General features: G+C 65.5%; 19 protein-coding genes. 11 read left to right on the forward strand and 8 right to left on the reverse strand.

Going from position 1 to position 26,558, the window contains the following annotated elements; all coding sequences use genetic code 11:
- Window positions 1–496: 496 nt before the first annotated feature.
- From EV139_RS00395 to EV139_RS00415, 5 genes are all read left to right on the forward strand, one after another.
- Entirely contained in the window at window positions 497–1,732 is a 1,236-nt protein-coding gene (locus EV139_RS00395; RefSeq protein ID WP_198677395.1) for a sigma-70 family RNA polymerase sigma factor, read from the forward strand.
- 327 nt (window positions 1,733–2,059) lie between these two features.
- Window positions 2,060–7,048, forward strand: a complete 4,989-nt coding sequence (locus EV139_RS00400; RefSeq protein WP_130452356.1) for a DUF5979 domain-containing protein — start codon at window positions 2,060–2,062, stop codon at window positions 7,046–7,048.
- Between the two features lie 731 nt (window positions 7,049–7,779).
- Entirely contained in the window at window positions 7,780–8,772 is a 993-nt protein-coding gene (locus EV139_RS00405) for an AraC family transcriptional regulator (RefSeq protein ID WP_130452357.1), read from the forward strand.
- Window positions 8,773–8,935: 163 nt separating this feature from the next.
- Complete coding sequence (locus tag EV139_RS00410; protein WP_130452358.1) at window positions 8,936–9,424, forward strand: hypothetical protein; 489 nt, start codon at window positions 8,936–8,938, stop codon at window positions 9,422–9,424.
- A 3-nt stretch (window positions 9,425–9,427) separates the two neighbouring features.
- Window positions 9,428–9,622 (forward strand): helix-turn-helix transcriptional regulator, encoded by a 195-nt coding sequence (locus EV139_RS00415; protein WP_130452359.1) that lies wholly within the window; start codon window positions 9,428–9,430, stop codon window positions 9,620–9,622.
- 108 nt (window positions 9,623–9,730) lie between these two features.
- Here EV139_RS00415 and EV139_RS00420 read toward each other — a convergent pair whose 3' ends face one another.
- Both EV139_RS00420 and EV139_RS00425 read right to left on the reverse strand, forming a co-directional pair.
- The gene (locus EV139_RS00420) at window positions 9,731–10,900 is read right to left on the reverse strand and encodes a DNA cytosine methyltransferase (RefSeq protein WP_130452360.1); all 1,170 of its coding nucleotides are present in this window, start codon (window positions 10,898–10,900) and stop codon (window positions 9,731–9,733) included.
- 942 nt (window positions 10,901–11,842) lie between these two features.
- Entirely contained in the window at window positions 11,843–12,223 is a 381-nt protein-coding gene (locus EV139_RS00425; RefSeq protein ID WP_130452361.1) for a MerR family transcriptional regulator, read from the reverse strand.
- Window positions 12,224–12,278: 55 nt separating this feature from the next.
- On the opposite strand from EV139_RS00425, the gene EV139_RS00430 reads away from it, so the two are divergent.
- Entirely contained in the window at window positions 12,279–13,805 is a 1,527-nt protein-coding gene (locus tag EV139_RS00430) for a SulP family inorganic anion transporter (protein ID WP_130452362.1), read from the forward strand.
- A gap of 11 nt (window positions 13,806–13,816) precedes the next feature.
- Here EV139_RS00430 and EV139_RS00435 read toward each other — a convergent pair whose 3' ends face one another.
- Window positions 13,817–15,217: a TrkH family potassium uptake protein gene (locus tag EV139_RS00435; RefSeq protein ID WP_130452363.1), complete on the reverse strand. Its 1,401-nt coding sequence runs from the start codon at window positions 15,215–15,217 to the stop codon at window positions 13,817–13,819.
- A 254-nt stretch (window positions 15,218–15,471) separates the two neighbouring features.
- Between EV139_RS00435 and EV139_RS00440 the strand changes: the two genes are divergently transcribed.
- From EV139_RS00440 to nhaA, 3 genes are all read left to right on the forward strand, one after another.
- Window positions 15,472–15,960, forward strand: a complete 489-nt coding sequence (locus EV139_RS00440) for a hypothetical protein (protein ID WP_130452364.1) — start codon at window positions 15,472–15,474, stop codon at window positions 15,958–15,960.
- A gap of 32 nt (window positions 15,961–15,992) precedes the next feature.
- The gene (locus tag EV139_RS16195; RefSeq protein ID WP_272928720.1) at window positions 15,993–16,124 is read left to right on the forward strand and encodes a hypothetical protein; all 132 of its coding nucleotides are present in this window, start codon (window positions 15,993–15,995) and stop codon (window positions 16,122–16,124) included.
- A gap of 89 nt (window positions 16,125–16,213) precedes the next feature.
- Window positions 16,214–17,590, forward strand: a complete 1,377-nt coding sequence (gene nhaA, locus EV139_RS00445; protein WP_130452365.1) for a Na+/H+ antiporter NhaA — start codon at window positions 16,214–16,216, stop codon at window positions 17,588–17,590.
- On the opposite strand, the gene chrA is transcribed toward nhaA, so the two are convergent.
- Genes chrA through trxB form a run of 5 tightly spaced genes read right to left on the reverse strand, consistent with a single transcriptional unit; the run spans window position 17,562 to window position 22,318 of the window.
- Window positions 17,562–18,800, reverse strand: a complete 1,239-nt coding sequence (gene chrA / locus EV139_RS00450) for a chromate efflux transporter (protein WP_241988925.1) — start codon at window positions 18,798–18,800, stop codon at window positions 17,562–17,564. The genes nhaA and chrA overlap by 29 nt on opposite strands.
- Window positions 18,797–19,204: an arsenate reductase ArsC gene (locus EV139_RS00455; RefSeq protein ID WP_130452366.1), complete on the reverse strand. Its 408-nt coding sequence runs from the start codon at window positions 19,202–19,204 to the stop codon at window positions 18,797–18,799. Before EV139_RS00455 ends, chrA begins: the two co-directional genes overlap by 4 nt.
- A 20-nt stretch (window positions 19,205–19,224) precedes the next feature.
- Complete coding sequence (locus EV139_RS00460) at window positions 19,225–20,241, reverse strand: metalloregulator ArsR/SmtB family transcription factor (protein WP_130452367.1); 1,017 nt, start codon at window positions 20,239–20,241, stop codon at window positions 19,225–19,227.
- Window positions 20,238–21,335 (reverse strand): ACR3 family arsenite efflux transporter, encoded by a 1,098-nt coding sequence (arsB, locus tag EV139_RS00465; protein ID WP_130452368.1) that lies wholly within the window; start codon window positions 21,333–21,335, stop codon window positions 20,238–20,240. The genes EV139_RS00460 and arsB overlap by 4 nt, the downstream gene beginning before the upstream one ends.
- A complete protein-coding gene (trxB, locus tag EV139_RS00470) occupies window positions 21,332–22,318 on the reverse strand; it encodes a thioredoxin-disulfide reductase (RefSeq protein ID WP_130452369.1) in 987 nt (328 codons plus the stop codon). The genes arsB and trxB overlap by 4 nt, the downstream gene beginning before the upstream one ends.
- A gap of 146 nt (window positions 22,319–22,464) precedes the next feature.
- On the opposite strand from trxB, the gene mobF reads away from it, so the two are divergent.
- A complete protein-coding gene (gene mobF, locus EV139_RS00475; RefSeq protein WP_130452370.1) occupies window positions 22,465–26,025 on the forward strand; it encodes a MobF family relaxase in 3,561 nt (1,186 codons plus the stop codon).
- A 151-nt stretch (window positions 26,026–26,176) separates the two neighbouring features.
- The gene (locus EV139_RS00480; RefSeq protein ID WP_198677396.1) at window positions 26,177–26,527 is read left to right on the forward strand and encodes a hypothetical protein; all 351 of its coding nucleotides are present in this window, start codon (window positions 26,177–26,179) and stop codon (window positions 26,525–26,527) included.
- Window positions 26,528–26,558: the final 31 nt, after the last annotated feature.

Genomic DNA, 26,558 nt, shown 5'->3' on the forward strand with positions numbered 1-26,558 from the left:
CCGGGAGACGCCGAACCAGTATCGTGAGGCGGGCGCGCGTGTCGCGAGTCCGTCAGGCTCGACGCTGAACCCGATCAGATACCTCCCGGCCTACCACCCTCCCTGCCAGGATCGCGAGTGTCATCGGTGGAATAGGGTGTCTGCCAGACGCATGATGCGCGAACACCAGACTGATACCAGACCCGAAGTCGCACCCGTCTCTCCCGAACCGCTCGGCATGCGGGGTCCCGAACTGCCCCCGGGGAGCGTTCCCTCCACAAAAGTCAAAGATGCGCGTTTACCAGACATTCGGCGTGTGGCCCCGCGTGTTTGTCCTGAATGTCGCGGATTTCTGGATCTCGGAGGGTGCTGGGCGTGCGTATCTTCACCCGGTCGTTCACCCTGGGAATTCTCAGGTTCGAGTTATCATCAGAGCAGAAACGGCGGGATTCCGGGGGTTGTTGACGGAGTGCTGAGCGGTAGGGGTGTGTCGCAGAGTCGGGGAGGTGTAGGCGTTATGAGTGATGCTGCGTTGCGCCCTTCAGAGCCGCACCCCTTGCCTCGGGTTGAGGTGCAGGCTTTGGATGACCGTTCGTTGTGTGATCTGGTACGTGCCGGTGCCGACACGGCTACTGGGCGTGCGGCGTTTAGTGAGTTGTATGCCCGGCATCAGGATGCGGCGTTCTCGCAGGCACTCGTGATGGTGCGTGACCGTGGCAAGGCCGAGGATCTCGTGTCGGAGACCTTTACCCGGGTGTTTCGGGCGTTATCCAACGGGAAAGGGCCTACGGATTCGATGCTGGGGTATGTGCTGATCTCGTTGAGGAGCGAAGCGATCCGCACCAGCCAAGTGGACGCGGGGACGGTGACGGTCGCCCCGGACGTGTTTGCCGAGTTGTTCGACGAGGCCGCCGAGTCCGGGGTCGAGACGCTTGGGGAGCGAGATCAGATCGGCCGCGCTTACCGGACGCTCGCCGGCGATGCCCGCCGGGTGCTGTGGCTGCTGGAAGTCGAGGGGGTCACGGCGGAGTCCGCGTCCGAGTATCTGGGCATGCAGGCCGGTGCGGTGCGGGTGATCGCGCACCGGGCCCGGAAGAAACTTGCCGCAGCATACCTGCAGCAGTACGTCGACTCCCGCGATCCCGGGTGCGCGGAAACCGCCGGCCTCCTCGGTGAGCATGTGCGGGGCGAACTCGGCAGACGCGATACCGGCAGGGTGGAAGGGCACCTGCCCGGCTGCCCGGATTGCAGGGTCCAGGTGTCGCGGTTGCGAGACCTCGGACAGCAGCTGCGTGCCTGGGCAGGACCCCTCATCGCCGGCACTGGTATCGCCGGCGCCGTCACCCTCGCGGGCGGTGAAGCGCCAGCCGCGTCGGCGGCAACCCATGCGCAGCGGTCGGCGGAAGCGGGGCCGACGGCGGGGACGGTGAGCGGCAGCAAGATCGCAGGCTGGGTGGGACTTGCCGCAGGCATCGCCCTTTTGATCGCCGGCGCGTTCACTCTGTTCCCGATGGACGCCACCGGCACCCCCACTACCCCGACCACGGGCACCGAAACGGCCGATGCTCCGGCCATTGACCCCGGAGAGCAGGAAACGACGCCGTCTTCCGTCCCGGAACCCGACGAGCGTCCCCCCGGCACCAGTACTACTTCGGATGATGACGCTCCGGAAGAGGGAGGTCCAGAACTTCCCGAGGGTGAACCCGTCGTGTCGCCCGACGATACGACACCGAACTGGATACTCAGGGACTAGGGCCAGGGAATCTCGATGGCGAGCCTTCCGCGCGTGACGACGTGCGTCCCGCGCGGGCAAAGATTTCCGGTGAATATTCCAGAACCCTGTAACACTGCGCACCCGATGGGGGTCTTTACGTGTGAAGGGATACCCGTCTGCGTGCGCTCTGGTGTGTGCAGATTCCGTGGAGAGCAGGCCCCTGGCGGGGGATCCGCTTCCTACACGCCCTGTCGTTGTATGGAGAGAACGAGGAGACACAGTGCACATCAGTAACCAGTCGCCGGGTCCACGCCCCGCGAGACGACCCCTCATTTTCGGGGGGGGGGGGGTAAAGTCCTTGCTTCCGTGCTAACGGTCGCGTTGGCGTTCACCCTGACTCCCGCGACGGTGTCGTGGGCAGAAGACCCCGACACCGCGACCGAGGCGCCCACGACCAACGCCCCGCAGACCGACTCCCCGGCAGGAGATGCACCCAGCCTGGACGTTCCTGAGGGTGACGCTCCCGTGCAAGGGGACACAGGGGACGCGCCTGCCAGTGATGATGCCGGCGATGATGTCCCGGTCGTGCCGCTCGATATCGACGACCCCGACCCGACGCTGCCGACGCTCGCACTCGATGTGCGCATCAAGTCCGACGGCACCCCGGGCTGGGATGCCGATAGCAACGCGGGTAACGACTCGGGCCCGAACAACGGGGTCGTGCGCGTGAACGATACCGTCACCTACGAGGTCGAGTACGCCGTCCCTTCGAGCATGGCGGAGAACACGACGTTCACGATCACGTTCCCCAAAGGCATGGAGATCACCGAACTCCCCGGCTTCTGCCAGGCCGACGGGTCATCGATCACCCCGGCGACTGCGGGTGAGCCTACGATCCCGCTGACCGCGGACTCGATCGATGAACTCGAAGAGCAGACCCTGGTCTGCAACCGTGGCACGATCGTGTCCGGCACCGACATCGTCGACGTGACCGTGAAGGTCCTGAACCTCGCCCACCAGGGCGAGGACCTCCCCATCACCGCGGCACAGATCGTCGCCGACGGGTACAACGGTGTCGCGATCGACACAGCTGACCTTCCCAACGTGAAGGCATCGGCGCGGTTAATGTGGGACATCTCGAAGAATGGTGTCGCGCTGCAGGAGAACACCGGATACCACTATGTTCCGATCAATACTCAGTGCCCCTGGGACACGGCTCGTACGTGCAAGCAGACCACTTACCACGTGTTGTTCTCCGCTCCTGCAGGTGGCAAGGGGGCCATGCCGGCGATCGGCGATATCACCTTCACCGATGATCTCTCGCCCGCGGCGATGTATCCGTCGCTCTCCGGGACCGACATCGATGCGATCGAGGCCGACCTCGAAAAGTACGGCTCTCGTGCGTACAACGGGGGGACCGGTTACGGCGTTCCCGGCGCCAATGCCACTGGAGTGCAAGAAGGGACGTCTCGTAATGAGACGAACTCGGTACGTGATTCCGGCACGATGAGTATCTTGCAGGCAGGCCCAGGAACACCTGTCGCGCTCACCATCAAGGCTCCCGACATGAGCCTGCGTACCTATCCCAGCGAGGCTCTACGCCCGGTCGGTACCGCTCTGCCTGGAGACGCAGCCTACGCTATTGCGCAGGCAATTAACGTGTACACCCCGGTGGATGTCATCCGCGACTTCGGTACCGAATCCTCGACACATACCTCTTGGACACTCCCGACATTCAACTCATACACCGACCTCGACATCAGAGGCTTCGATCCGGTCAGTGACGTGCAGACCTCGGTCGATCAGCCCGGCGAAAACGCGACGAGCCTGCCAACTGGGGTCACTGGCCCCGTGCATTGGAACGATTACCGCACGACGACGCCCATCGTCGAGCTCACGGGGGGATTCAGAAAGCGGTTCGCTGGGCTCCCCGGCGCCGAGGGCAACATGACCTCGACGGAGTTCTCGCCAAGCAACAATATCCATGGTGAAGGACCTCCTGGGGGAGCCACGATCAACAGTGGTGGTATCACCGTGGCGCCGACGCAGACTGTGACTTCGCAGCTGTTCTTCCGAGGAACCAGGCCGGATGCGCCTGCGCCGGTGAGCGCGATTGGATGTGATGCGTGGGACAATACGAAACTCAACCTGCACGCGGTGGATGCTCCCGCGGCTGTGGGCGCTGGATACGTCTCTGCAATGCAGCGAGTGCCTTCAGAAGGCGAAGCGGTCTGGGTCTCCGGCTACAACAATGTGCCCGGAACATACTTCGCGACGCAGAAGAGCCAGGTGCCGAACGTGACGTTCCAGTACTCGGCTGCTCCCGGCGCTGAAGGCGCGGCTACCGAGTGCGGCGATGCGCAGGGGCCCTGGTACGACGACCCTTCGGAGGTTCCCGGCAACGATACTGCACTTGCCGCAGACGGGATCTATACCGCTGTGGCTCGGGTCCGCGCCTTCGTGAACCTGCCTGAACCGGTCTCCAACAACGCGATCCTGGGCGACGGGGTCTACCTTGTGATCTCGATCGCGCTTCGCGCAGCTGACAACGGCATGCCCACGGGAACGACCCTGCCGAATTACGGCGGTGTGAAAATGGTCATCGGCGAAGAACTGACGTCTGAGGAACTCCTCGCGCATGCCAATAACTGGTCGCAGGCGACTTACAATCCTGAGTCGCATGCGGGTTCGGGCGGTGACCGTCTCATCCTTGCCCATGCGCAGGCCCGTATCGATAAGCAGGTGCGCAAGGGTGACAGTGGCCAGTTCTCGGATACTCCTCCCCAGACTACGGGCGGTGATCTGGTGCAGTACCGTTTGCAGCCGTCTTTGACCTCGGGTGCCGCCACTCCAGGCATCTTGAAGGATGTCTGGGTCGAGGATTGCCTCCCCGGATCTCAGAACTACGCCTCGGCGTCGCTCACACCGGTACTCGTGCAGTCCAGCACGCCGGCGGACGCGAAGCGCCCCGCCTGCGCGACCGGTGAAACATACATTCGCTGGGTGATTCCGCAGCACGAGGTCAACAAGGCGATGGATCCGATCATCATGTCGGTGACCGTCGACCCGACCGCCGAGGACGGCGTCTACGAGAACACGGTCGTAGTGTGGGCGCAGGACGACGCGTCGACGCTCGCGCAGCGTTCGGACGAGGCGCAGATCCAGATCTCGAACATCCGCGGTGTGCGCATCACGAAGCAGCCGCTGACGCCCGTGGTGCAGGTGAACCGCGCCGGGCAGACGAACAACGAGCTGAACGAGTGGTCGGTGAGGTTCTCGAACCGCCTGCCGGGCAATGCTCCGGTGCCGAACGATCCGGACATCATCGACGTGCTCCCGAAGCAGGGGGTGCTAGGGTCTGATTTCCATGGTTCATTCACGTTCCACTCTGCCGAGGTGACCGATGGCAGTATTCAGGGCCAGCAGGTGCGTATCCTCTACACAAAGAACGCGAACCCGTCGGAAGACCCGAGGAACGCGCGGAACGGTGCGACGGGGAACATCACCTGGTGTGATGCCGATGCTGGCGGTGCTGTGGCATCCGGCAGCGGGACAGTGGCTGATTGCCCGGCGTCTGCATCTGAGGTGACTGCAGTGCGTGTGCAGCGTCCTGGCCCATTCTCCACGGGCTCCGCGATCGAGTTCACGATCCGTATGGTCGGTGTCGATAACCGCGGCGGGGACGTGTACGTGAACCGGGCGACCGGGTACGCGGACGGCCTGGAGAACGCGGTGCGTTCGGCGGAGTCCCCGGAGGTCGCGATCGAGTCCTCGATCGGTGACACCACGTGGTGGGACTTCAACCGTGATGGTGTGCAGAACCAGTGGCAGGGATCACCCGAGCAGCCCGCGACCGGCATTCCCGTGCGCGTCACGGGCACCGACGATCTCGGGAACTTGGTCGATATCTCCACCACTACCGGCGATGACGGGAAGTACGTCTTCGAGCAGTTGCGTTCCTCGAACGCGGACGGCTACACGGTGACGTTCACGAGGCCCGACGGGACGGAGTTCACGGTGAAGGCCGCGGGCGACGACCGGGCGGCCGACTCGAACGCCGACCCCGCAACGGGCACGGCAGACGCGCTCGTCCTGGGCCGTGACACGCACGATCTCACGATCGACGCGGGCCTGCTGCCCTATGGCGGGGTGCAGATCAACAAGGCGCTGACGGGGGCCGGGGCGGGCGAGTTCGCAGCCACCGACGTCCTGAAGTTCCAGGTCGTGTGCACCTTCGACCCGCAGCTCGACGGGGTCGCAGCTGTCGAGGTGCTGAATCAAGAGGTCACGCTGCCGGTGAACGGTGCGAACGCGGTCACCAGTGACGTGATGGCCGGCCTGCCGGCGTTCTCGTCGTGCACGATCACCGAAACCGACCACGGTTCCGCTGACGCGCCCGCCGCGCCGGTCACGGTGACCGTGCCGTGGGATGCGGTCGAGGAGCAGTCTGGGACCGTGACCGGTTCCATGACGAACTTCGTCTCCGCAGGCTCCGTGCAGGTGTCGAAGACCCTCGCGGGCGACGACATCGCGGTTGCGGCCGCGGCGGATCGCATGTTCGAGATCCTCACCACCTGCCAGATCGAGGAAGAGAACGACCTCGGCGAAACGATCCTCACGGACGTGTACTCAGGTGTCGTGAAGATCAAGGGCGGGCAGACGAAGTACCTCGTCGACGACAACGAGCAGCCGCGGCTGCTGCCGCTTGACGCTCGCTGCTTCGGCGAAGAAGTCAACACCGGTGGTGCTGCAGAGTCCACTGTCGACTTCGACTCGTGGGAGAACTCGGTGCCCGTCACTTCCGGGACCCCGGACGAGTTGCAGGTCCTCACGATCTCGGCCGTCAACACCTTCGAGAACGCGGAACTCACCGTCTCCAAGAAGGTCGAAGGCCCCGGCACCGGCGGCTTCTACGACTTCACCCTCGCCTGCACCATTCCAGGTGTTGGCGAGAACGGTGAGGTCGCAGACGGCGAGTACGTGCTCCCTGCGGCAGACGCCAAGTTCCGTCTGAAGGATGGTGAGTCGCGTACGATCCAGGTGCCTGCCGGGGTGTCGTGCCAGGTGAAGGAGACCAACGTCCCGGACGGGGCGAAGGTCACCATCACCGACAGTGACGAGTCGACCGAAGGCGGGGCAAGCGACGGCATTCTCGTGAACCTCACCGGTTCGGACAACACGGCGAAGGTCACAAACACCTTCCCGCCGAAGCCGCCGCTCGCGATCACTGGCGGGCAGATGCTCGGTGCCGCAGGCCTCCTGGGCGCGGGTCTCCTGCTGGTGGGCGGGGCACTGTTCCTGCTCCGCAACCGACGCAAGGAAGACGACCCCACGGCAACCCCCGCACACGGGTAACCCAACACGCGGCCCCACCCCGTCTCCGGCGTTGAAAAGCGCCGGAGACGGGTACAAGGACCCCTGGAACTCGTGGACGACTGAACGTGGCGCTGCGGGTTCTGGCCACCCCCGGAACACTGTCTCGCATGCGGGGCGAGCCGCCAGAACCCACCCCATCCCAGCCGCCCGCACCACATGCGAAAGGACAGCTTTCCTCAAGAGCACGCATTCTTCGCACCGCTCCCACTTTCCTTAGATTCCCTGGACCCCGGTTCCCCCCGATCCGGCGTTCAAGACCAGACCGCCCGCACCAGAGATGGTGCAGGCGACCGGCCCGTCACCCCCTTTCCCGGGTCTCCCTCCCGCCCCGCACCCCAGGAACCTTCCGCGCCACCCTCTCCCTCCCCCTTCTGGGAGGCGCGTTTTCTCCGAGGTTCCGGTGGTCGCGGGGAGGGGTGACGGCCGCCGTCGAGACTCCCACCGATGCCCTACAGGGTCATGACAACCACACACGGCATCGCCTCGGCGGCACCCCACGGTGCGGCTCTGGACCCCGATGACTCCCCTCACGGAGACGAGAACCCAGCCCCTTATCGGGGAGGAGAGGTCTCTGACTCCGTCCCAGGGAGACGCCGGGCTTCCAGAGCCGCACCACCCCCAACCCCAGAACGCCCCGAAACGCCTCCCCGCGCAGACACACGCCAGGACAGCGTTCTCCCCGGTGGCACCGACATACGAAGACCGGAGAGATGCACCAAGACCCCTCCCAACGGCAGGACGAGACCGCTCTCGCCCCCGGGATGGACGGAGCCTTGCCGCACCGTTTCCTCGCCACCGGTGGCGATGTCCTTCCAGCAGTCCGGGGAGTGCCGCTCACGATCGTCACCACCGTGATGGATGCGCCCGCGCGCCTGCAGGACCCGAGGATCGTGTACAAGTTCGTTCGGGCCGGGAGGGCGCAGTTCGCGTCCCCGGCCGGGAAGCTGCCGCTTTCCGCGGGAGACGTGCTCGCTATCGACGCGGGCGTGAGCTACCAGATCACCCCAGGCCCCGGGTACGAGGTGACCCGGGTCGGGTTCGACCGCCGCTATATCATCGACGAGCTCTACTGGCTCTACACCGGCCTCCTCCCAGACCGTGCCGCAGCGAAGCGCATGCTCGACGCCATCTACCGCGCCCCGATCCACGAGACCCGCCTCACCGAGCCGGTCCTTCGCCGGGTCTGCGACGTCCTCGACCGCCTCGACGACGCCCTCTCGCTCCCTCTCGGCCTGGAACACCATGCGCAGGCGATGAGCTTGTCCTGGACTCTCATCACCGAACTCGGGAGTCTCCACGCCACCCCGCCCGCGGATCCCGGCATCCCGGCCACCGCACACGCTCTCGATCTCGGGGCACGCCGTGCCGGGCCGAGACCCGAGGCTCGCATGGTTGCGGAACTCCTCGCTGCAGAGCCCGACGCCCGCTGGACGACCGTAGGGCTCGCCGCCCGCGTGCATCTGTCCCCGTCGCAACTGCGGCGCGTGTTCACTGCCACCTACGGGATACCTCCCGCTACCTATCTCGCCCGCGCCCGCGCCTACCGCATGGCCGCCCTCCTTAGCGAACACCCAGGCGTCAGCATCGCAGAAGCCGCGAGGCTTGCCGGATGGCACAGCCGCACCCACGCCACCGCCGCATTCACCAGGCACCACGGCATCACCCCCACCCAGTACCGGGCCCGCCACCGCGACGCTTCCTGAAGTCACGAACGGCAGGCGGCGCGCACAGGCGAGAGCCTGCGCCATGCCGCTGGCGAGGCGTCGCAGACGACTCATTGCTCGAATTCGGCACCCCGAAGTTGCGTAAAACAGACTTTACATGTCAAGCTGTTGATGTAAAATACACTTTACGGAATGGAGCAATGTGGGCACGGACGAGTACCGCGAGAACCAGGCCAATGGGAGCGATCGGAGCCGCTGGGGCCGCGTAAAGTTCGGCGGCAGGAGACTTCCCGCACTGTGGGCCGCCGCACCGTTTGGCGCAGCGGGCGCGGTCGCCCTGGCGCTGATCGCCGTCGCGACAGAGAGCGCGAGTTCCCGGCCAGTCCTGGGCGGGATCGCTATCGGGCTGGTGTCGCTGTGGCCTCTCACTGGCATCGTATGGGGGCTGATCGTCGACCGCAGCACCCTGCGGGGCGCGACCGCGAATCCGGAGCAGTCCGTCGAATCGCGCTGGCACGAACGCGCAGCCAGCGGCGCGTTCACCGATACCCTCCTCATCGGCGGGCTGGGCACCGTGGCGATCACGCTGAGCGGGAGCGAGCTCTCCGCCGTGTACGCGGTCGCCGCCGTGGTGCTGCTCTCGATGGCGTCCTTCGGGATCCGCTACCTCGCTCAGCGCAGGCACGGCTGAGTCGTGAAGAACAAGCTCCCTCACCTGCGCGCGGAACGAGAATGGTCACAGCAGCGCCTCGCTGAGGAACTCGGCGTCTCCCGTCAAACCATCATCTCGATCGAGCGCGGACGGTTCGACCCCTCGCTCCCGCTCGCGTTTCGCCTGGCCCGACTCTTCCACCTCCCGATCGAGGAGATATTCGAGGACGAACAATAAGAACCACAGCCCCACATACCTCGCGCGGCGAAGCACCCAGGAACCCTTCGCTCGGGTCGCTTCGGCCAGGCATCGTGGAAGCGGCCGTCGCCGGCAGGCTTCGCTCCGTCAGCGCTTCTGCCCTGAACCGCAGAGCGGGCGCCACGATTCGGTGGCTACGGGAAAGATGCGGGTGAGTGTGGTGAGCGCGGCGACGGCTTGGAGAGAAAGCACCCCGTTGCCGAGCGCGGTGAGCTGCTGATTCGCCGTCAACCCGATCCCGGGGCCGGTCACCCACCCCGGCGGGAGGCCCATGAGCCATTCCACGAACCCCGGCGAGGGACGTAACCCCTGCCCTGCCCGGTGAATGGCGGGGACTGGAGCCGTCATTCCGGTGACGTGCTCCCACCTGGCGATGGCGGTAGCGTATCGTCCCCAAGCTCGAAGATGTGCCCGACCAGGGACCACAGCATCTCCGATTCGTCCATACGCCGATTCGAGGTATCGGGCCCGTTCAGTACGAGGTCGATGACCTGATGGGAGAGCGCGATCGTTCCCCGCCTCGCCCGCACCTGATCGAGGCTTTCCCCGCCGCGAGACGAATCCGACGCCAGCGGCGTCCGGAGCAGCGGCACGGGCGAGGATGAACACACGGAACCTGGGATGCGGGGCACCGACACTGGAAGCGGGAAGGCCGAGCCATGCCGCGTCGTACCCGAGGTCGGCCAGGTCGCCAAGAACGGCGCCAAGCGCCCGGAAAGGTCGACCTGACTCGTCTCCCACACCCCACATGCCGGGTTCCAGATCGCGAAGGGTTGCAGCGGCAGGGCTTGCATGATCGTCTCCTCCAAGGGTTGCAGCAGGCGGGGTTGCATCAGCAGGGTCCGGGACGCTGCGGACTGCGGGGGCGGAGAGCAGACCGCGCACGTTCTCAATGACGACGAACCCGGGGCGGAGCTGGTCGATCGCTTCGGCCATGTGCGCCCAGAGACCGGAACGAGTGCCCGGTGCGAGGCCAGCCATCTTCCCGACGGTCGAGACATCCTGACAGGGGAACCCGCCGCAGAGAATATCCACCGGCGACACGGTGCTCCAGTCAACGGCGGTGATATCGCCGAGGTTCGGGGCATCCTGCCAATGGTGGGCGAAGACACGCTGCACGGGGCTGATCTCGGAGAACCACATCGTGCGGGCATGGAATACGTGCTCGACGGCGAGATCGAGGCCCCCATAGCCGGAGAACAGCGACCCGACACGCAGCGGCTTGAGGTCGGCGGGCGTGGCGGGGTCTTCTCGCATCGGGGCTCCCGGTGATGGGTGATCCCGGCACGCGGTGCTGCCGGATGGTCACCTCTCAGGTGCACCCGGCCCACACCCGAGAACCCACCCAGCGCCCGCGGTCAGCACCACCTATGCCCGCCACGGCAGCCCAGTCAATCCACCGCCGGCCGCCTCGTCGTCGGCCTTGCTCCCGAGCTACCACGCGTCTTGCATCTGCGGTTTACCGTAAGCGTGAATCGACCCAAGAGGCGCAGACTGCAGCGGCTTTTCGATTCGTCCCGCCATAGCCAACTGTGAGCACCTTCTTCCTGCAAGAGAGAACATGAAGGAAGGGAACGTGTGATGAGCGGTTGGCCATCTGGGTGCTCTCTTTCCAAATCGTGACCTCGGTTTGAGAGCCCCACACGCTGGCGTGCAAGGTGCCGCTCGTGAGCTCAAGATTGCGGTTCACAGCGCACTTGGATTTCGACGGCCTTGGCGAAACTCAGCCCTCCTCTCCGCAACAAGGCACCAGATTCTCAGAGCTATGCGCCGAGAGCGCGGTCTTAGTGAACGAGTCACCAGCGAGGTCTGTATCGTGGCATGAAGCAAATGTGTACTGAATGCTTGCCTCCGCATAGAACACAAGCGCAACCGGTCCGGCAGAGGACGCCGAAGCGCCTGACGCTCTTGTCAGCCTGGCCCGAGTTGCACGCAGACACGAGTGCAACCCTGTGCGCAACCCCAACTGTGTGGGCGCGCATTGCCGCAACTGCATCCATCCTTTGTGATGGTCCCGAGCAGTCGGGGCTTGATGATGGCATGCCAGCAATCGTGACTCAAAACTGACCTGTTATCTTCTGGCGTGACGGGCGCTTGGGATGAAGCTCAGTGATCCGCGACTCGTACCCGGGTTCCTGCAGCTTGCGATCCCGCCCCGAACTCCGGATCGAGCAGGAAAGCGGTTGGGGCTACATTTGCTCATTTCGTTTCAGCGGCAAGGAGACGGAGGAACTCGTCCGCCATCTTGAGTTGCTCTACGAGCTTTTCGCGTCGCTCCATCGCGTCTTGCCGGAAATCCACTAGCGTGCGGCGCGCGTCCTCTTGGTCGGCGCCAGAAGGTGAAGCGCTTTCGATAGCGTGCAGGAGATCGCCCATCTGGTCGAGAGAGTAGCCGAGGGGCTTCATTCGGCGGATGAGCATCAGTCGGTCGTAGTCGCCCTCGGTATACAGTCGGAAACCTCCCTCAGAACGTCCCGAAGGTGCGAGGAGGCCGATCTCGTCATAATGACGAATGGTGCGCAGGGACAATTCTGTGCGTTCGGCGAGGTCTCCAATATGCATCATTCCCGTATCGCTCATCCCGAAGTTGTCCTCAATTCTTCTTCGCACCAACTCTCACGTTACGTTAGGGTTGATGGGTGTGACCACTAGCACCACTGTAGAAGACCGCAACCGGTATCGCCCTGAACCTTCCGTGCGCACGGCGCTTAAGACCCCGCGCCTCCTCACCCGCGAAGCGCTCGCGGGGCTGGTGGTCGCGCTCGCGCTGATCCCGGAGGCGATTTCGTTCTCGATCATTGCTGGCGTTGACCCGAAGGTCGGGTTGTTCTCGTCGTTCATCATGGCGATCACGATCGCGTTCGTTGGCGGTCGCCCCGCGATGATCACCGCAGCCACCGGGGCGATCGCACTCGTGATCGCCCCGGTGGCCCGCGAGTACGGGATGGACTACTTCATCGCGACCGTCCTCCTCGCGGGCGTGTTGCAGATCGTGCTTGCGGCGTTCGGTGTGGCGAAGCTGATGCGGTTCATCCCGCGGAGCGTCATGGTGGGGTTCGTCAACGCGCTCGCGATCCTGATCTTCACTGCGCAACTCCCACACCTGATCGATGTGCCATGGGTCGTGTACCCGCTGGTCGCGCTCGGTCTGCTGGTGATGGTGTTCATGCCGAAACTCACGAAGGTCATCCCCGCCCCGCTGGTGTCGATCGTTCTGGTCACCGCGATCGTGGTGGTGTTCGCCCTCCAAGTGCCGACGGTCGGCGATCAGGGCGAGCTCCCGAGGAGCCTGCCGGAGTTGTTCATTCCGAACGTGCCGTTGACCTGGGAGACGCTCACTATCATCGCGCCCTACGCACTCGCGATGGCGCTGGTGGGGTTGATGGAGTCGCTGATGACGGCGAAGCTCGTCGATGACGTGACTGACACGCATTCGAACAAGACGCGCGAGTCCTGGGGGCAGGGCGTCGCGAACCTCGTCTCCGGCTTCTTCGGTGGCATGGGCGGGTGCGCAATGATCGGGCAGACCATGATCAACGTCAAGGTCTCCGGGGCGCGCACCCGCATCTCTACTTTCCTCGCGGGCGTATTCCTTCTTATCCTGATCGTCGTGCTCGGCGATGTGGTCGCCGTGATCCCAATGGCGGCGCTCGTCGCGGTGATGATCATGGTGTCGGTCGGCACCTTTGACTGGCATTCCATCAAGCTTTCCACGCTGAAGCGGATGCCGAAGAGCGAGACCACGGTCATGGTTGTGACCGTTGCGGTCGTCGTCGCGACCCATAACCTCGCGATTGGGGTCGTGGTCGGGGTGTTCGTCGCGTCGGTGATGTTCGTGCGCCGTGTTGCGCACTTCGTGACCGTCAATCGGGAAGTGATGGAGCACTTCGGTGAAGAGCGCGCCTATTACACAGTCGTCGGTGAGTTGTTCTTCGCCTCGAGCAATGACCTCACCACCCAGTTCGAGTACGCCCAGGATCCCGGCCACGTCGTGGTCGATATGACGCAGTCGCATATCTGGGATGCCTCGACTGTGGCCGCGCTCGATGCGATCGTGACAAAGTACGAGCAGCATGGCAAGGCGGTCGAGCTGATCGGGATGAATGACTATACGACCGCGTTCCACACGAGGCTTACCGGCGGACTCGGCGCCGGACACTGACCTCTATCTGGCTACCCGATGATAGGCCGCTCGTCAGGGAGCCGGAAGAGTTCTCTGCGCTGTCGCACGGCGAGCGCCGACGCGAGTGCGATCGGGCCGACGCGACCCACGAGCATGAGCGCAGAGAGCACATATTTTCCGAACGGTCCGACTTCCGCAGAGATCCCGACGGACAGACCGCAGGTCGCGAAGGCAGAGACGGTCTCAAACAAGAGACGATCGAGCGTGGCGTTGCTCACGGTAGTGAGCAGGGCGGTGGCGGTGAGCACGAGCGTGGCCCCGAGGAATACGACGCTGATCGCGAGCCTGAGGGTGCTGTTCGGGATCCTGCGGCCTGCGGCATTGGTGTGCTGGGTGCCTTTCGCTTCGGCCCAGATCGCGAGGAATAGCACGGCGAGGGTGGTGACCTTGATGCCGCCTGCGGTGGAGCCGGATCCACCACCGACGAACATGAGCGCGTCGCTGAGCAGCATCGTCGTCGCTGTCATAGATTCCGTGTCGATGACAGCGAAACCACCGGAGCGCAGCATCGCCGATGCGAAGAACGCGTTTCCGATCTTCGCCCACCAGGTCTCGCCGCCGATCGTGGCCGGGTTCGCCCACTCGAACCCCGCCCAGGCGATCGTGCCGAGTACGAACAACACGATGGTGGTGATGATCGTGAGCTTCGTGTGGAGCGTCCAACGCTTCCGCGTCCACTTTGCACGGATCAGGTTCAGGAACACGGGGAACCCGAAGCTCCCGACGAACACGCCGATCGCAAGTGAGGACAAGATCCAGGGGTTGTTAGCGAACTGGCCGATGCCGCCGACATGCGGCGTGAAGCCCGCGTTCGCGAATGCCGAGATCGCATAGAACACTCCGTACCAAAGTCCCCAACCGAAGGACCCTTCGACGACGATGAATGCAGGGACGAGGACTAGCATCAGGACGAATTCGATCGTGAATGTCGTGACGACTACGACCCGGAGGAGGCGCTTCACGTCCCCGAGCCCGGTGGTGCCAATGCTCGACTGCGCGAACACCCGGCCGCTGACCCCGAGTCTGCGGGTCACCATCCGTGCAAGAAGCAGCGCGATCGTAACGACCCCGAGCGCGCCGGTCTGGATCGCGGCCAAGATCACGACCTGCCCGAACATCGACCAATGCTCGCCCGTGTCGACCGTCGTGAGCCCGGTAACGGTCACCGCCGACACCGCCGTGAACAATGCATCGGGGAGCGCGGTTATTGTGCCGGTGCGCGATGCGATCGGCAACATGAGCAGCGCCGTGAACAGCAGCACCGCGGCGGCGAACACCAGAATCGCGATGCGGGCTGGCGAATGGCCGGCGAGATACCGGGTGCGGGCAATGACGCGGTGGGCAAGGTCGCGCACACGTGCTAACGCGATGCTCCCGGTGCGCGTATCCATAGGGGTGTCCTCAACATTCATGAACACCACCCGGACAGGCGGTGTGCCGACCAGACTTCCCGGCGCACCGCACTCGACTCTACTCCGCAACACCAGAAACATTGAAGTCTCTTTCCACGGCAGGTCTTGCGCGTGGAGAGCAGCGAGAGCGTAGAGTGGGAGACCGCTGCGCGGCACTGCCGCATCCAGCGGATGGTGTGCCGGGAAGTCTGGTCGGCGAAACAGTACTGACCCGACCCTCTGAGGAGACTTGCGTGCCCATCTCGTTCCTGGTTCGTGGCGACCCCTTGCCGCACGCACCACACACCGATGCTGATCTGGAACATGTTCCGTCACGCGGAATGCTCTGGGGTGCAGATCTTCGGGGCTGTACGACGCGGAAAACTGCGCGTGCCCGCTGGCACGACACCATCCAAGATCTGAAACACGAACTCGATACGCATCCCGCCGTCCGCAGGGTCTGTATCGCTTGCCTTCTACCGACAGGGTTCCCGCAATCACTGCTCGTGAACCTGCCGACGGGCCTCGCCTCGCGGTTGCATAACGACGTGGAACGCGACCGTGCCCGATACCTGCAAGTGCTCGTGCTCGACCTCACGGACTGCGCTGATCCTGCAGTGCTGCATGATCGTCTCGAGGAAGCCCTCGGGCCGGGACACGGGTCATGGACTGACGTCACTCTCACCTGGAGCGATATCGAGGAGTGTGGATTCACCGAAGCCTGGGCAAGAGGCGCACTGTGACCCAACAGGGGGCGCTGATACCCTTGACAGTGATGACGCAACATCGGTTCCACGCGGCTTTCATGCCGGCGGGCTGGGTGCTGCCGCATCCCGGCACGAACGGGTACATCTCCTCCTGGGGTGCGATGCTCTCTGGCACCACACCCACGACGCCTGCAGCCTGATCCAGAATCGATCTCCTCGTCCCGACGCGGCGCAGGGGTCTGGTTCTAGCTGATCTCTCTCAGCCTGCAAGCCCACTCCAGGAGATGACTTGAACGCCACCCAAACACCACCCGATCGAACCTTCCCTCGCTACGGCACATTCGCCGAGGCGACGCGCATCGGCGCGCTGCTGCGCAAAGAAGCCGTCGGCGGCATGCTGCTCGTCGCCGCCGCACTCATCGCGATCATCTGGGCGAACACTCCCGCCGCTGACGCGTACTTCGCACTGCGGGATCTCAAGATCGGCTACGAGCCCTGGCACCTGAACCTCAGCCTCGGGGCATGGGCCGCTGACGGGCTCCTCGCGATCTTCTTCTTCCTCGTCGGCCTCGAACTCAAACGAGAGTTCGTCGCCGGCGACCTCAGGAAGTTCCGCACCGCGATCGTCCCGATCGCGGCCGCCGCAGGCGGCGTGGCCGTGCCCGCACTCATCTACGCGGCGATCGTCTGGCAGCAGCCCGAGCTCCGGGCGGGGTGGGCGATCCCGACCGCCACGGATATCGCGTTCGCCGTCGCTGTCCTCGCGATCATCGGCTCCCACCTGCCCCCGGCATTGCGGATCTTCCTCCTCACCCTCGCCGTCGTCGACGATCTGCTCGCGATCAGCATCATCGCCGTGTTCTACACCGACCACATCGAGATCCTCCCGCTGCTTCTCGCGTTCGCGGTCATCGCGGTCTACGGGTTCATCGCGCAACGCTACCGAGCCTTCTTCGGGATCCACCCATTCGCGGCCTGGCTGATCCTGCTCCCCATCGGAGTCGTCGCGTGGGCGCTGATGCACGCCTCCGGCGTGCACGCCACCATCGCGGGCGTGCTGCTCGGATTCACGATCCCGGTGCTCCACCGCCGCGCAGACGGGGAGGCGGCCTCGGGCCGTCCGGGGCTCGCGGAGGAGTTCGAGCACCGTTTCCGCCCGCTGTCGGCCGGGATCGCGGTGCCGGTTTTCGCGTTCTTCGCCGCCGGGGTCTCGGTCGGCGGGCCTGCGGGGATCCGTGACGCGATGACGAATCCCATTACCTTCGCGATTGTGGCCGCCCTCGTCCTAGGCAAGCCGCTCGGCATCGTGACGACGACGTGGCTCACCACGAAGGCGCTCCGCACGAAGCTCGACCCGGAGTTGCGGTGGATCGACATGATCGGAGTCGGGCTCCTCGCCGGCATCGGGTTCACCGTGTCGCTGCTCGTCGCCGAACTCAGCTTCCCCGCCGGCGCAGTGGAGCACGACTACGCGAAAGTCGCGATTCTCACGGCCTCCGTGATCGCCGCAGCGGGCGCGGCGATCCTGCTCGGCACCCGCAACCGCCGGTACCGGCGCATCGCGCTGCGCGATGCGGTTGATGCGGACGCAGATGGCATCCCTGACGTCTACCAGCAGGGACAGGAACCTGATTGGTTCAAGCCCAGGCCAGGCCCACGCCGGTAGCGGTCACGGTCACCCCTGCCGCTGCCCCCAGGAGGACGGCGATCCATGCGGGAAGCTTCCACACGGTGAGGAGCAGGAAGCATGCTGCGGCGATGCCGAGGGATGGGATCCCGGTGATCGCGGAAGTGATCACCGGGGTCCAGAGCGCCGCGGCAAGGATTCCGACGACGGCCGCGTTCGCGCCCGCGAGCGTCGCTCGGATGTTCGGGTTCTGGCGCACACGATCCCAGAACGGCAGAGCCGCGACCAGCAGGAGAAGGCCGGGCACGAAGACGGCGATCAGCGCGAGCAGCGCTGCGACGGGGGCGAGCGCGCCAGGCACCATGTCAAAGCCGAGGTAGGCGGCGAAGGTGAAGAGCGGGCCGGGAACGGCTTGGGCTGCCCCGTAGCCGGCGAGGAACTGTTCGGGAGCAATCGAACTGGCAACGGCGGGTTCGGCCTGCAGCAACGGCAGCACGACATGCCCGCCGCCGAACACGAGCGCCCCGGCGCGGGTGAATGCGTCAGCGATCTGGACCCAGGTGTTCTGGGTGAGCGCGGCGAGCACCGGTAGGCCCACCAGCAGGCAGCCGAAGACGACCAGCGCCGCGATCCCCGTCTTACGGGAGACGCGCAACGTGAGTGCCTCCGCGCGAGACACGGCCGCACCGCGGCACCACAGCACCCCGGCGACGAGACCGGTGAGGATCGCCGCGATCTGCCCGAGGCTGCCGGGGAGCAGGAGCGCCAAGCCTACGGCGGCAAGACCGATCAGGATGCGCCGCAGATCCGGTGTCAGCGTGCGCGCCATGCCGATCACTGCGTGCGCGACGACCGCGACCGCGACCGCCTTCAACCCCACGATCAGGCCCTGCCCGATTATGCCCTCGAGCCTGACGGCGCCGATGGCGAAGAGCACGAGCAGCAGCGCTGAGGGCAGTGTGAACGCTACCCACGCGGCTACCGCGCCGCGGAAGCCGGCGCGGATCAGGCCGAGCGCGAACCCGACCTGGCTCGACGCCGGGCCCGGGAGGAACTGGCACAGCGCAACCAACTCGGCGTACTGGCCCTCGCTCACCCACTTGCGGCGGGCGACGAGTTCCTCGCGGAAGTAGCCGAGGTGTGCGATCGGCCCCCCGAACGACGTGACACCGAGCTTCAGAAACGCGCGGAACACCTCCGCGGCGCTCCCGGACGGCCGCGCGGGTGCTGCGGGCGCGTCATGGGTCACGGTTCGAGCAGTTCTGAAATCAGCGTCTCGACCCGCGTCTTGATCTCGTCGCGGATCGGCCGCACCGCGTCGATGCCCTGGCCGGCGGGGTCGTCGAGTTTCCAGTCCTCGTAGCGTTTGCCGGGAAAGAACGGGCAGGCGTCGCCGCAGCCCATGGTGATCACCACGTCCGAAGCTTGCACTGCCTCGGTGCTCAGCACCTTGGGCTGCTCGGCGGTGATATCGATGCCCGCCTCTCGCATGGCCTCGACCGCGATGGAGTTGATCTTGTCGGCGGGCATCGACCCGGCAGAGCGCACCTCGATGCGGCCTGCCGCGAGGTGGCGGAGAAAGCCGGCGGCCATCTGGGATCGTCCGGCGTTGTGCACGCACACGAACAACACGGAAGGTTTCTGATCGGTCATATTCAGTTCGCTGCTTTCAACTAGGTGAGGGTGGCGAGGAGGGTGCGCACGCGGCGTTCGATGTCGTCGCGGATCGCGTCGATGCCTTCCGGGGAGGCGAGTGCGGGGTCTCCGACGGCCCAGTCCTCGTAGCGGACGCCGGGAATGATCGGGCAGACGTCGCCGCATCCCATCGTCACGACGACGTCGGCGGCACGCACGGCGTCGTCGGTGAGCGGCTTCGGGAACGCAGCGACTGCGTCGTGCTCATCCTCGATCTGGGTGAGCAGCGACCGGACGCGCGGGTGCACGTCCGTGGCCGGGGTGGAGCCCGCGGAACGGGCGATCACGCGACCGCGCGCGAGCTGGTTCACGATTGCGGCGGCGAGCTGCGACCGCCCCGCGTTCTGCACGCACACGAACAGCACCTGTGGCACCCCGGACGACCTGTCGCGGGCGAGATCGGTGAGGCGTTGACGGACGAAGCGCTCGGTCAGCGGGATCAGATGACGGGTGACCTTCGCGGATCGCACGAGGCTCGCATAGGACTCGCGGACGATCGCGATCACCAGATCCCGGCTCAGCCCGGTCAGTTCGTCCGCGAGTTCTTCGCCTAGGCGCGTCACTCGTCCATCCATGTCGCGCAGGGTTTCCGCACGAAGCAGAGCATCCTCTGAGTCTTCGGGATCCCCGAGGTTACCTGTGATCGCGGCGGGGGCGAAAGCGTCGAGGAGCGCTGCGACTGCCTGCTGCTTGCCGGCCGCGATCCGGTACCACACCCAGGTGCCGCGCCGTTCGGACTGCAGCATCCCCGTGTCTTTGAGGACCTTCAGATGGTGGGAGACGGTCGGCTGGGACACGTCGGAGAGCTCCGCGAGGTCGCACACGCAGGACTCGCCCCGCGGGTCGGCCGCGATCGCCGACAGCATCCGCAGTCGCAGCGGATCCGCGAGCGCCTTCAGCGCGCCCGCCACGGTGACGGCCGCATCTGTGCCGATCGCGTGCGTCACCGACGGTGCGCAGGAGTCAGCTGCCGGAAGGGAGGTTGTGTCGGTCATGAAACCCTCGATTCAAGTGATCGGGTGGTGTAAGGGTCGATATGGAACCAGGCTCGCGCCGCCCACAGGGAGACGTAGACGAGGGCGACGAGCACGGGCACCTCGATGAGCGGTCCGACCACACCTGCGAGTGCCTGCCCGGACGTGGCGCCGAAGGTGCCGATAGCGACCGCGATCGCCAGCTCGAAGTTGTTGCCGGCGGCGGTGAACGCCAGGGTCGTCGACTTGGCGTAGCCCAGGCTGAGCACCTTGCCCAGGAGGAGCCCGGCGAACCACATGAGGGCGAAGTAGACCAGCAGCGGCACAGCGATGCGGGCTACCGCGAGCGGGTTCGACGTGACCGCTTCTCCTTGCAGTGCGAACAGCAGCACGATCGTGAACAGCAACCCGTACAGCGCCCACGGCCCGACAGCGGGGAGGAACTTTTCCTCGTACCAGGCCCGGCCGCGGCGCCGCTCGCCGATCCAGCGGGACGCGAAACCCGCGAGGAGGGGGATGCCAAGAAACACCAGCACGTTCACCGCGATCTGCCACACCGAGATATCGAGGCCTTGGGTGTCGAGGCCAAGCCAAGCCGGGAGCGCGGTGAGGTAGAACCATCCGAGCACGGAGAACATTACGACCTGGAAGACGGAGTTGATCGCGACGAGCACTGCGGTGGCCTCACGGTCTCCGCAGGCGAGATCGTTCCAGATCACCACCATCGCGATGCACCGCGCCAGCCCCACAATGATCAAGCCGGTCCGGTACTCGGGAAGATCCGGCAGGAAGACCCAGGCGAGCGCAAACATCACCGCGGGCCCGACGACCCAGTTCAGCACCAGGGAGGAGACGAGGAGCTTCGTATCGCCGGTGACGGCGGCGACCCTGTCGTAGCGCACCTTGGCAAGCACCGGGTACATCATCACCAGCAACCCGATCCCGATCGGCACGGAGATGCCAGCGACCTCCAGCCGAGCCAGCAGACCCGACAACGCAGGTATGAAACGGCCCAGCGCCAGCCCCGAGATCATCGCGAGCCCGATCCACAACGGCAGCCACTTGTCGAGCGTGGATAGCCGCTTCGGAGCGACGCGCGGCGTCACGGCGGTCATGCGGACACCTTGAGGGTCGGATCTGCGACCGCGATTACCGGCGCGACCGGGGCAAGGTTCGAGAGGTAGTGCTGCGCGTCCTGGGCCGCGGCGCAACCTGTGCCTGCAGCGGTGATCGCTTGCCGATAGGTGTGATCGACCAGGTCTCCAGCGGCAAATACGCCCGGAAGATTCGTTCGAGTTGAGGGATGAGCAACGGTCACATACCCATCCCTGTCAGTCGTGACCTGTCCGACCACGAGCTCCGACCGCGGGTCATGACCGATCGCCTCGAACACTCCCGCCACGTCCAAGACCCGCTCCGCACCCGTCGTCGTGTTGCGCAGACGTAGCCCGGTCACCTGATCGTCGCCGAGAATCTCGGCGACTTCGCTATTCCATGCGACCTCGATCTTGGGGTGGTCGAGCACCCGCTGCGCCATGATCTTCGAGGCCCGGAACTCATCTCGCCGGTGCACGATCGTCACTTTCGACACGAACCTCGTCAAGAACAACGCCTCCTCCATCGCGGAGTCTCCACCGCCGACCACCGCGATCTCGCGGTCCCGGAAGAAGAACCCATCGCATGTCGCACACCACGACACCCCATGACCAGACAAGCGATCCTCCTCAGGGAGGCCGAGCTTCCGATACGCCGACCCCATCGCCAGGACCACCGCCCTGGCCCGATAGGTGCTGCCGCCACCGGTCACGATGGTCTTCCACTCGCTCGCGAGATCCAACCAGGTCGCGTCGTCGTACACGATCTGTGCTCCGAATCGTTCGGCTTGCACGCGCATCGACTCCATCAGCTCCGGGCCCTGCACACCGGCGAGAAAGCCCGGAAAGTTCTCAACCTCAGTCGTCGTCATCAGCGCACCTCCCGCCGACACCGACCCCGCAACCACCATCGGGGCGAGCCCCGCACGAGCGGCGTACAGCGCCGCAGTGTATCCGGCAGGACCCGAACCGACAATGACCAGCTCTAGCTCTTGAATCGACATGTTTCTATATTGATGAATATCGAAACATGTCGCAAGTCATGATGACGCAGTTCGCCAAGAGTTCATCTCTCGACTATCTATTTTCCCTCTCGCCCGTCAACGAGGGGCTATCTCCCCACAGGGGACGGAGCCCTACCTGACAAGTGATGACGGTATCGATGCGGGTGATGAGTGCCGGGGATGGCTACAAGTACCTCCTGCGCTCCGTCGTCACCGGCGATGGCGATCGATCCCTGTCCACCCCGCTCACGCGGTACTATGTCGAAGTCGGCAACCCGCCCGGCAGTTGGCTCGGCGCCGGTGTCGCGCATCTCGTCAATGGCCAGATCGCGACCGGGGATGAGGTGTCGGATGAGCAACTGCAGTTGCTCATCGGCATGGGCCGCGATCCGGTGACGGGTGATCCGCTCGGGCACGCCTACCCGGTCTACTCGACCCCATCCGAGCGTATTGAAGCCAGAGTTGAAGCCCTCGACCCCGAGCTCGGCCCGGCCTCCCGTGCGGAGGCCGTCGCGCTGATCGAGGACGACGAACGACGCCGGGGCACGCGGAAGGCCGTCGCGGGGTACGACTATACGTTCTCGTTACCGAAGTCGGCGTCGGTGCTCTGGGCGGTCGCCGACGCGGGCACACAGGCCATGATCGCTGACGCGCATCATGCGGCGATCACGGAGGTGATCGAGTTCATGGAACGCGAGGTCGCCGCCACCCGCATCGGATCGACCGGCGCCGACGGCGGCGCGGTCGCCCAGGTCGATACTTTCGGGATCGCGGCGACCGCCTACGACCACTACGACTCCCGAGCCTCCGACCCGCACCTGCACACGCACGTCGTCGTCTCGAACAAAGTGAAGACCGTGCTCGACGGGCGGTGGCGGTCGCTCGACGGCCGCCCCATGCACGCCGCAACCGTCGCGCTCTCCGAATTGCACGAGGCGATCATCGCCGACCACCTCACCCGCCTCCTCGGCGTCGAATGGGAAGCACGGGAGCGCGGCCGGGACCGGAACCCGGCCTGGGCGATCACCACGGTGCCCGAAGAACTGGTGCTCGAGTTCTCCACTCGCGCCCATCAGATCGACGCTGCGAAGGATCGCCTCATCGCCGACTACGTGCAGTGGCACGGCCGTCAGCCGTCGGCGGCGACGGTCATCAAGCTCCGCGCGCAAGCGACCCTCGAAACCCGACCCGAGAAAACGGTTCGTTCCCTTGCGGACCTCACGGCTGAATGGCGTAGGCGTGCTTCGAGGAAGCTGGGGCGTGACGCCGGCGCGTGGGCGCGTGACGCGATCCCTGCCGGTGAGGTGCGGGTGCTGCGGGCGGATGATGTGCCGCTCGACCTGATCGAAGCGATCGCGCACTCCGTGGTCGAGGCCGTGGTCGCGAAACGGTCGACGTGGCACAGGTGGAACCTGACCGCGGAGGCGGCGCGGCAGACGATGGAGTATCGGTTCGCGACGACCCGGGATCGGGAGGCCGTGACCGGCCTGGTGGTCGATGCTGCCGAGCGTGCCTCGCTTCGCCTCACGCCGCCGGAGCTGGCCTCGACGCCAGCCAGGTTCCAGCGGGCTGACGGGACGAGCGCGTTCCGGCCCCGCCACTCAGCCCTGTTCTCCTCGACCGAGCTGCTGGAAGCCGAAGCCCGGCTCTTAGAGCGCTCCCGCACGATGACCGGCCCAACCGTGCCGCTCTCGGTGATCGAACGAGTGACGGGTGCACCGGATCGAGAAGGGCGGATGCTAGGCCCCGACCAAGCCTCCGCCCTCACCAAGATCGCAGTCTCGGGTAGGATGCTCGATCTACTGGTCGGCCCCGCCGGGACCGGGAAGACCACCGCGATGAACGCCCTACGCCACGCCTGGGAACAGCAGCACGGGAAGAGCTCGGTGGTGGGGCTCGCACCGTCCGTGGTCGCTGCGGAAGTCCTCGCCGACGACCTCGGTATCCAGACAGAGAACACCGCGAGATGGTGGACGCTACACCAGATAGGGCGTGCCGAGTTCCGTGCGGGGCAGTTGGTCATCATTGATGAAGCGAGCCTCGCCGGTACTCTCTCGCTTGACCGTATCACGCGCCTCGCCGCCGACGCGGGTGCGAAGGTGTTGCTGGTCGGCGACTACTCCCAGTTGCAGGCCGTGGAAGCCGCCGGAGCGTTCGGCCTCCTCGCCGCCGATCGCGACGATACCCCGGAGCTCTTCACGATCCACCGCTTCACGCACGAGTGGGAGAAGCGAGCGTCACTCGGGCTCCGCCTCGGCCACACCGACGTGATCGACACCTACCAGGATGCCGGCCGCATCACCAGCGGCGAAACCGAGGACATGACCGCACGAGCGTATGAGGCGTGGCGAGCCGACCGGGAGACCGGTGTTGCGTCGATCCTCGTCACCGACGCCTCAGAATCCATGACCGCCCTGAACCTCCGCGCCCGCACCGAGCTCATCCTCGCCGGCATCGTCAAGCCCATCCGCGGCGAAGTCACTCTCGACGGCGGGGCGACCGCCGCAGTCGGCGATGTCGTCATCACTCGGAAGAACCGGCGGGATCTTCGCTCAGGCTCGGCATGGGTGCAGAACGGGAACCGGTGGATCATCACGAAGGTTCGGTCCGACGGCTCCTTGACGATCCGGCCCGCCAACCGGGATCGCGGCGGGTCGATCGTGCTGCCCGCCGACTACGTCGCCGAAAACCTCGACCTCGGCTACGCCGTAACCGCTTACCGCGCCCAAGGCGTCACCGTCGATACGGCACATGTGCTGGTCGATCCCTCGATGACCAGGGAGAACCTGTACGTCGCGTTCACCCGCGGCCGCGACGGGAACCACGCCTACGTCGCCGTCGACGCACCCGACGACGCGCACCAGCACCCGCACGAAGTCGAAGACCCAGAAGAAGCAGCACGGCGCGTCCTGTTCGGTGTGCTGAACCACTCTGGGGCGGAGTTGTCGGTGCACGAGACGATCGAGCAGGAGCAAGAACGGTGGGGGTCGATCCGGCAACTCGCCGCCGAGTACGAGACCATCGCCACCGAAGCCCAACACGACCGCTGGGCCACCCTCATCCGGGCATCCGGCCTCACCACCACCCAGGCGGATGCCGTGCTCGACTCCGACGCCTTCGGCGCCCTCGCCGCGGAGCTCCGCCGCGCCGAAGCGAACCACCACGACGTTGACCGGCTCTTCCCACGCCTGGCCAAAGCCCGCGGCTTCGATGACGCCGACGACATCGCCTCCGTACTGCACTGGCGAATCGCGACCGCCACCGAGCACCCCGCCAGCGGCGGGCATGCGGCGCAGGCGCCCCGGTTGATCGCGGGCCTGATCCCGGTCGCCGGCGGGATCACCGAACTGGACATGCGGCAGGCGCTCGCGGAACGACACCAACTCATCGAACAACGCGCCACCGCCCTCGCCGAACAAGCAGCCGCTGAAGGCGCGCCGTGGGTGCGAACGCTTGGGGCGCGGCCCGGTGATCCGCGGAAGCAGGAAGCCTGGGCGCGGTATGCGCGCACGGTCGCCGCGTACCGCGACCGCTACGACATCGCCAGTGGCGACGCCCTCGGCCCGGAGGCGGATGGGATCGCGCAGAAGATCGACCAAGCCCGCGCCGCACAAGCGATCCAACGCGCACGAGCCCTCACAACCCAGCGGGCACGACCGAAGGCCGCCGCGAACGCACTCACCCGCCGGGGCGGACGGTCGTTGTAAGCGACCCGAGGGTTCCGCTTCTCAAAGGCTCGACGTACAGTGGAAGGGCAGCGGCAGAAACCTGCATGACACATTTCGCCTCCGGGCCGGACCTTCGGGCCACCTCAATAGCGCCGCTACCTACAGCAGTGCGCTATTGAGAGGAATCATCATGTTGGGTTTCATCGTCTCGGGAGTCGCGAGCGTGGTCGCCACGCTGAACCGCTACGTTCCCAGCCTCCGGCTCATTCAGCGGATCATCCACCGTCGCGACAGCCACAAGTGGGGCGTCCCCGCGATGCTGATCGCGGTGCCCTACTTCCTCGTCGCGAACCTCTTCAAAGGCATTCTCGAGGACGGAGGGCATGCCTTGTTCAGCGTCCCGTTCCTGTGGTGCCTCGTCATGGGGATCGCGTTCCTCGCGCTCGGACCGATCAGCCTGCTGCTCCTCGCAAGATGTCATGCCCAGGAAGCGTGGGCGCGATGGAAAGGTCGTCGACGCGTCGATATGCGTCGTCGTTGAGACGACGTAGCCCTACTGAGCAGGGCGCTGC

The organism is Leucobacter luti (assembly GCF_004217175.1).
GTDB lineage: Bacteria > Actinomycetota > Actinomycetes > Actinomycetales > Microbacteriaceae > Leucobacter > Leucobacter luti.

Excerpts from the sequence above, each read along its gene's own strand:
- EV139_RS00395 (WP_198677395.1), top strand. The coding sequence starts at position 497 with ATGAGTGATGCTGCGTTGCGCCCTTCAGAGCCGCACCCCTTGCCTCGG.
- EV139_RS00405 (WP_130452357.1), top strand. The coding sequence starts at position 7,780 with ATGCACCAAGACCCCTCCCAACGGCAGGACGAGACCGCTCTCGCCCCC.
- EV139_RS00420 (WP_130452360.1), bottom strand. The coding sequence starts at position 10,900 with ATGCGAGAAGACCCCGCCACGCCCGCCGACCTCAAGCCGCTGCGTGTC.
- EV139_RS00425 (WP_130452361.1), bottom strand. The coding sequence starts at position 12,223 with ATGAGCGATACGGGAATGATGCATATTGGAGACCTCGCCGAACGCACA.
- EV139_RS00430 (WP_130452362.1), top strand. The coding sequence starts at position 12,279 with ATGGGTGTGACCACTAGCACCACTGTAGAAGACCGCAACCGGTATCGC.
- EV139_RS00435 (WP_130452363.1), bottom strand. The coding sequence starts at position 15,217 with ATGGATACGCGCACCGGGAGCATCGCGTTAGCACGTGTGCGCGACCTT.
- EV139_RS16195 (WP_272928720.1), top strand. The coding sequence starts at position 15,993 with ATGACGCAACATCGGTTCCACGCGGCTTTCATGCCGGCGGGCTGGGTG.
- EV139_RS00455 (WP_130452366.1), bottom strand. The coding sequence starts at position 19,204 with ATGACCGATCAGAAACCTTCCGTGTTGTTCGTGTGCGTGCACAACGCC.
- EV139_RS00460 (WP_130452367.1), bottom strand. The coding sequence starts at position 20,241 with ATGACCGACACAACCTCCCTTCCGGCAGCTGACTCCTGCGCACCGTCG.
- arsB (WP_130452368.1), bottom strand. The coding sequence starts at position 21,335 with ATGACCGCCGTGACGCCGCGCGTCGCTCCGAAGCGGCTATCCACGCTC.
- trxB (WP_130452369.1), bottom strand. The coding sequence starts at position 22,318 with ATGTCGATTCAAGAGCTAGAGCTGGTCATTGTCGGTTCGGGTCCTGCC.
- mobF (WP_130452370.1), top strand. The coding sequence starts at position 22,465 with ATGACGGTATCGATGCGGGTGATGAGTGCCGGGGATGGCTACAAGTAC.
- EV139_RS00480 (WP_198677396.1), top strand. The coding sequence starts at position 26,177 with ATGTTGGGTTTCATCGTCTCGGGAGTCGCGAGCGTGGTCGCCACGCTG.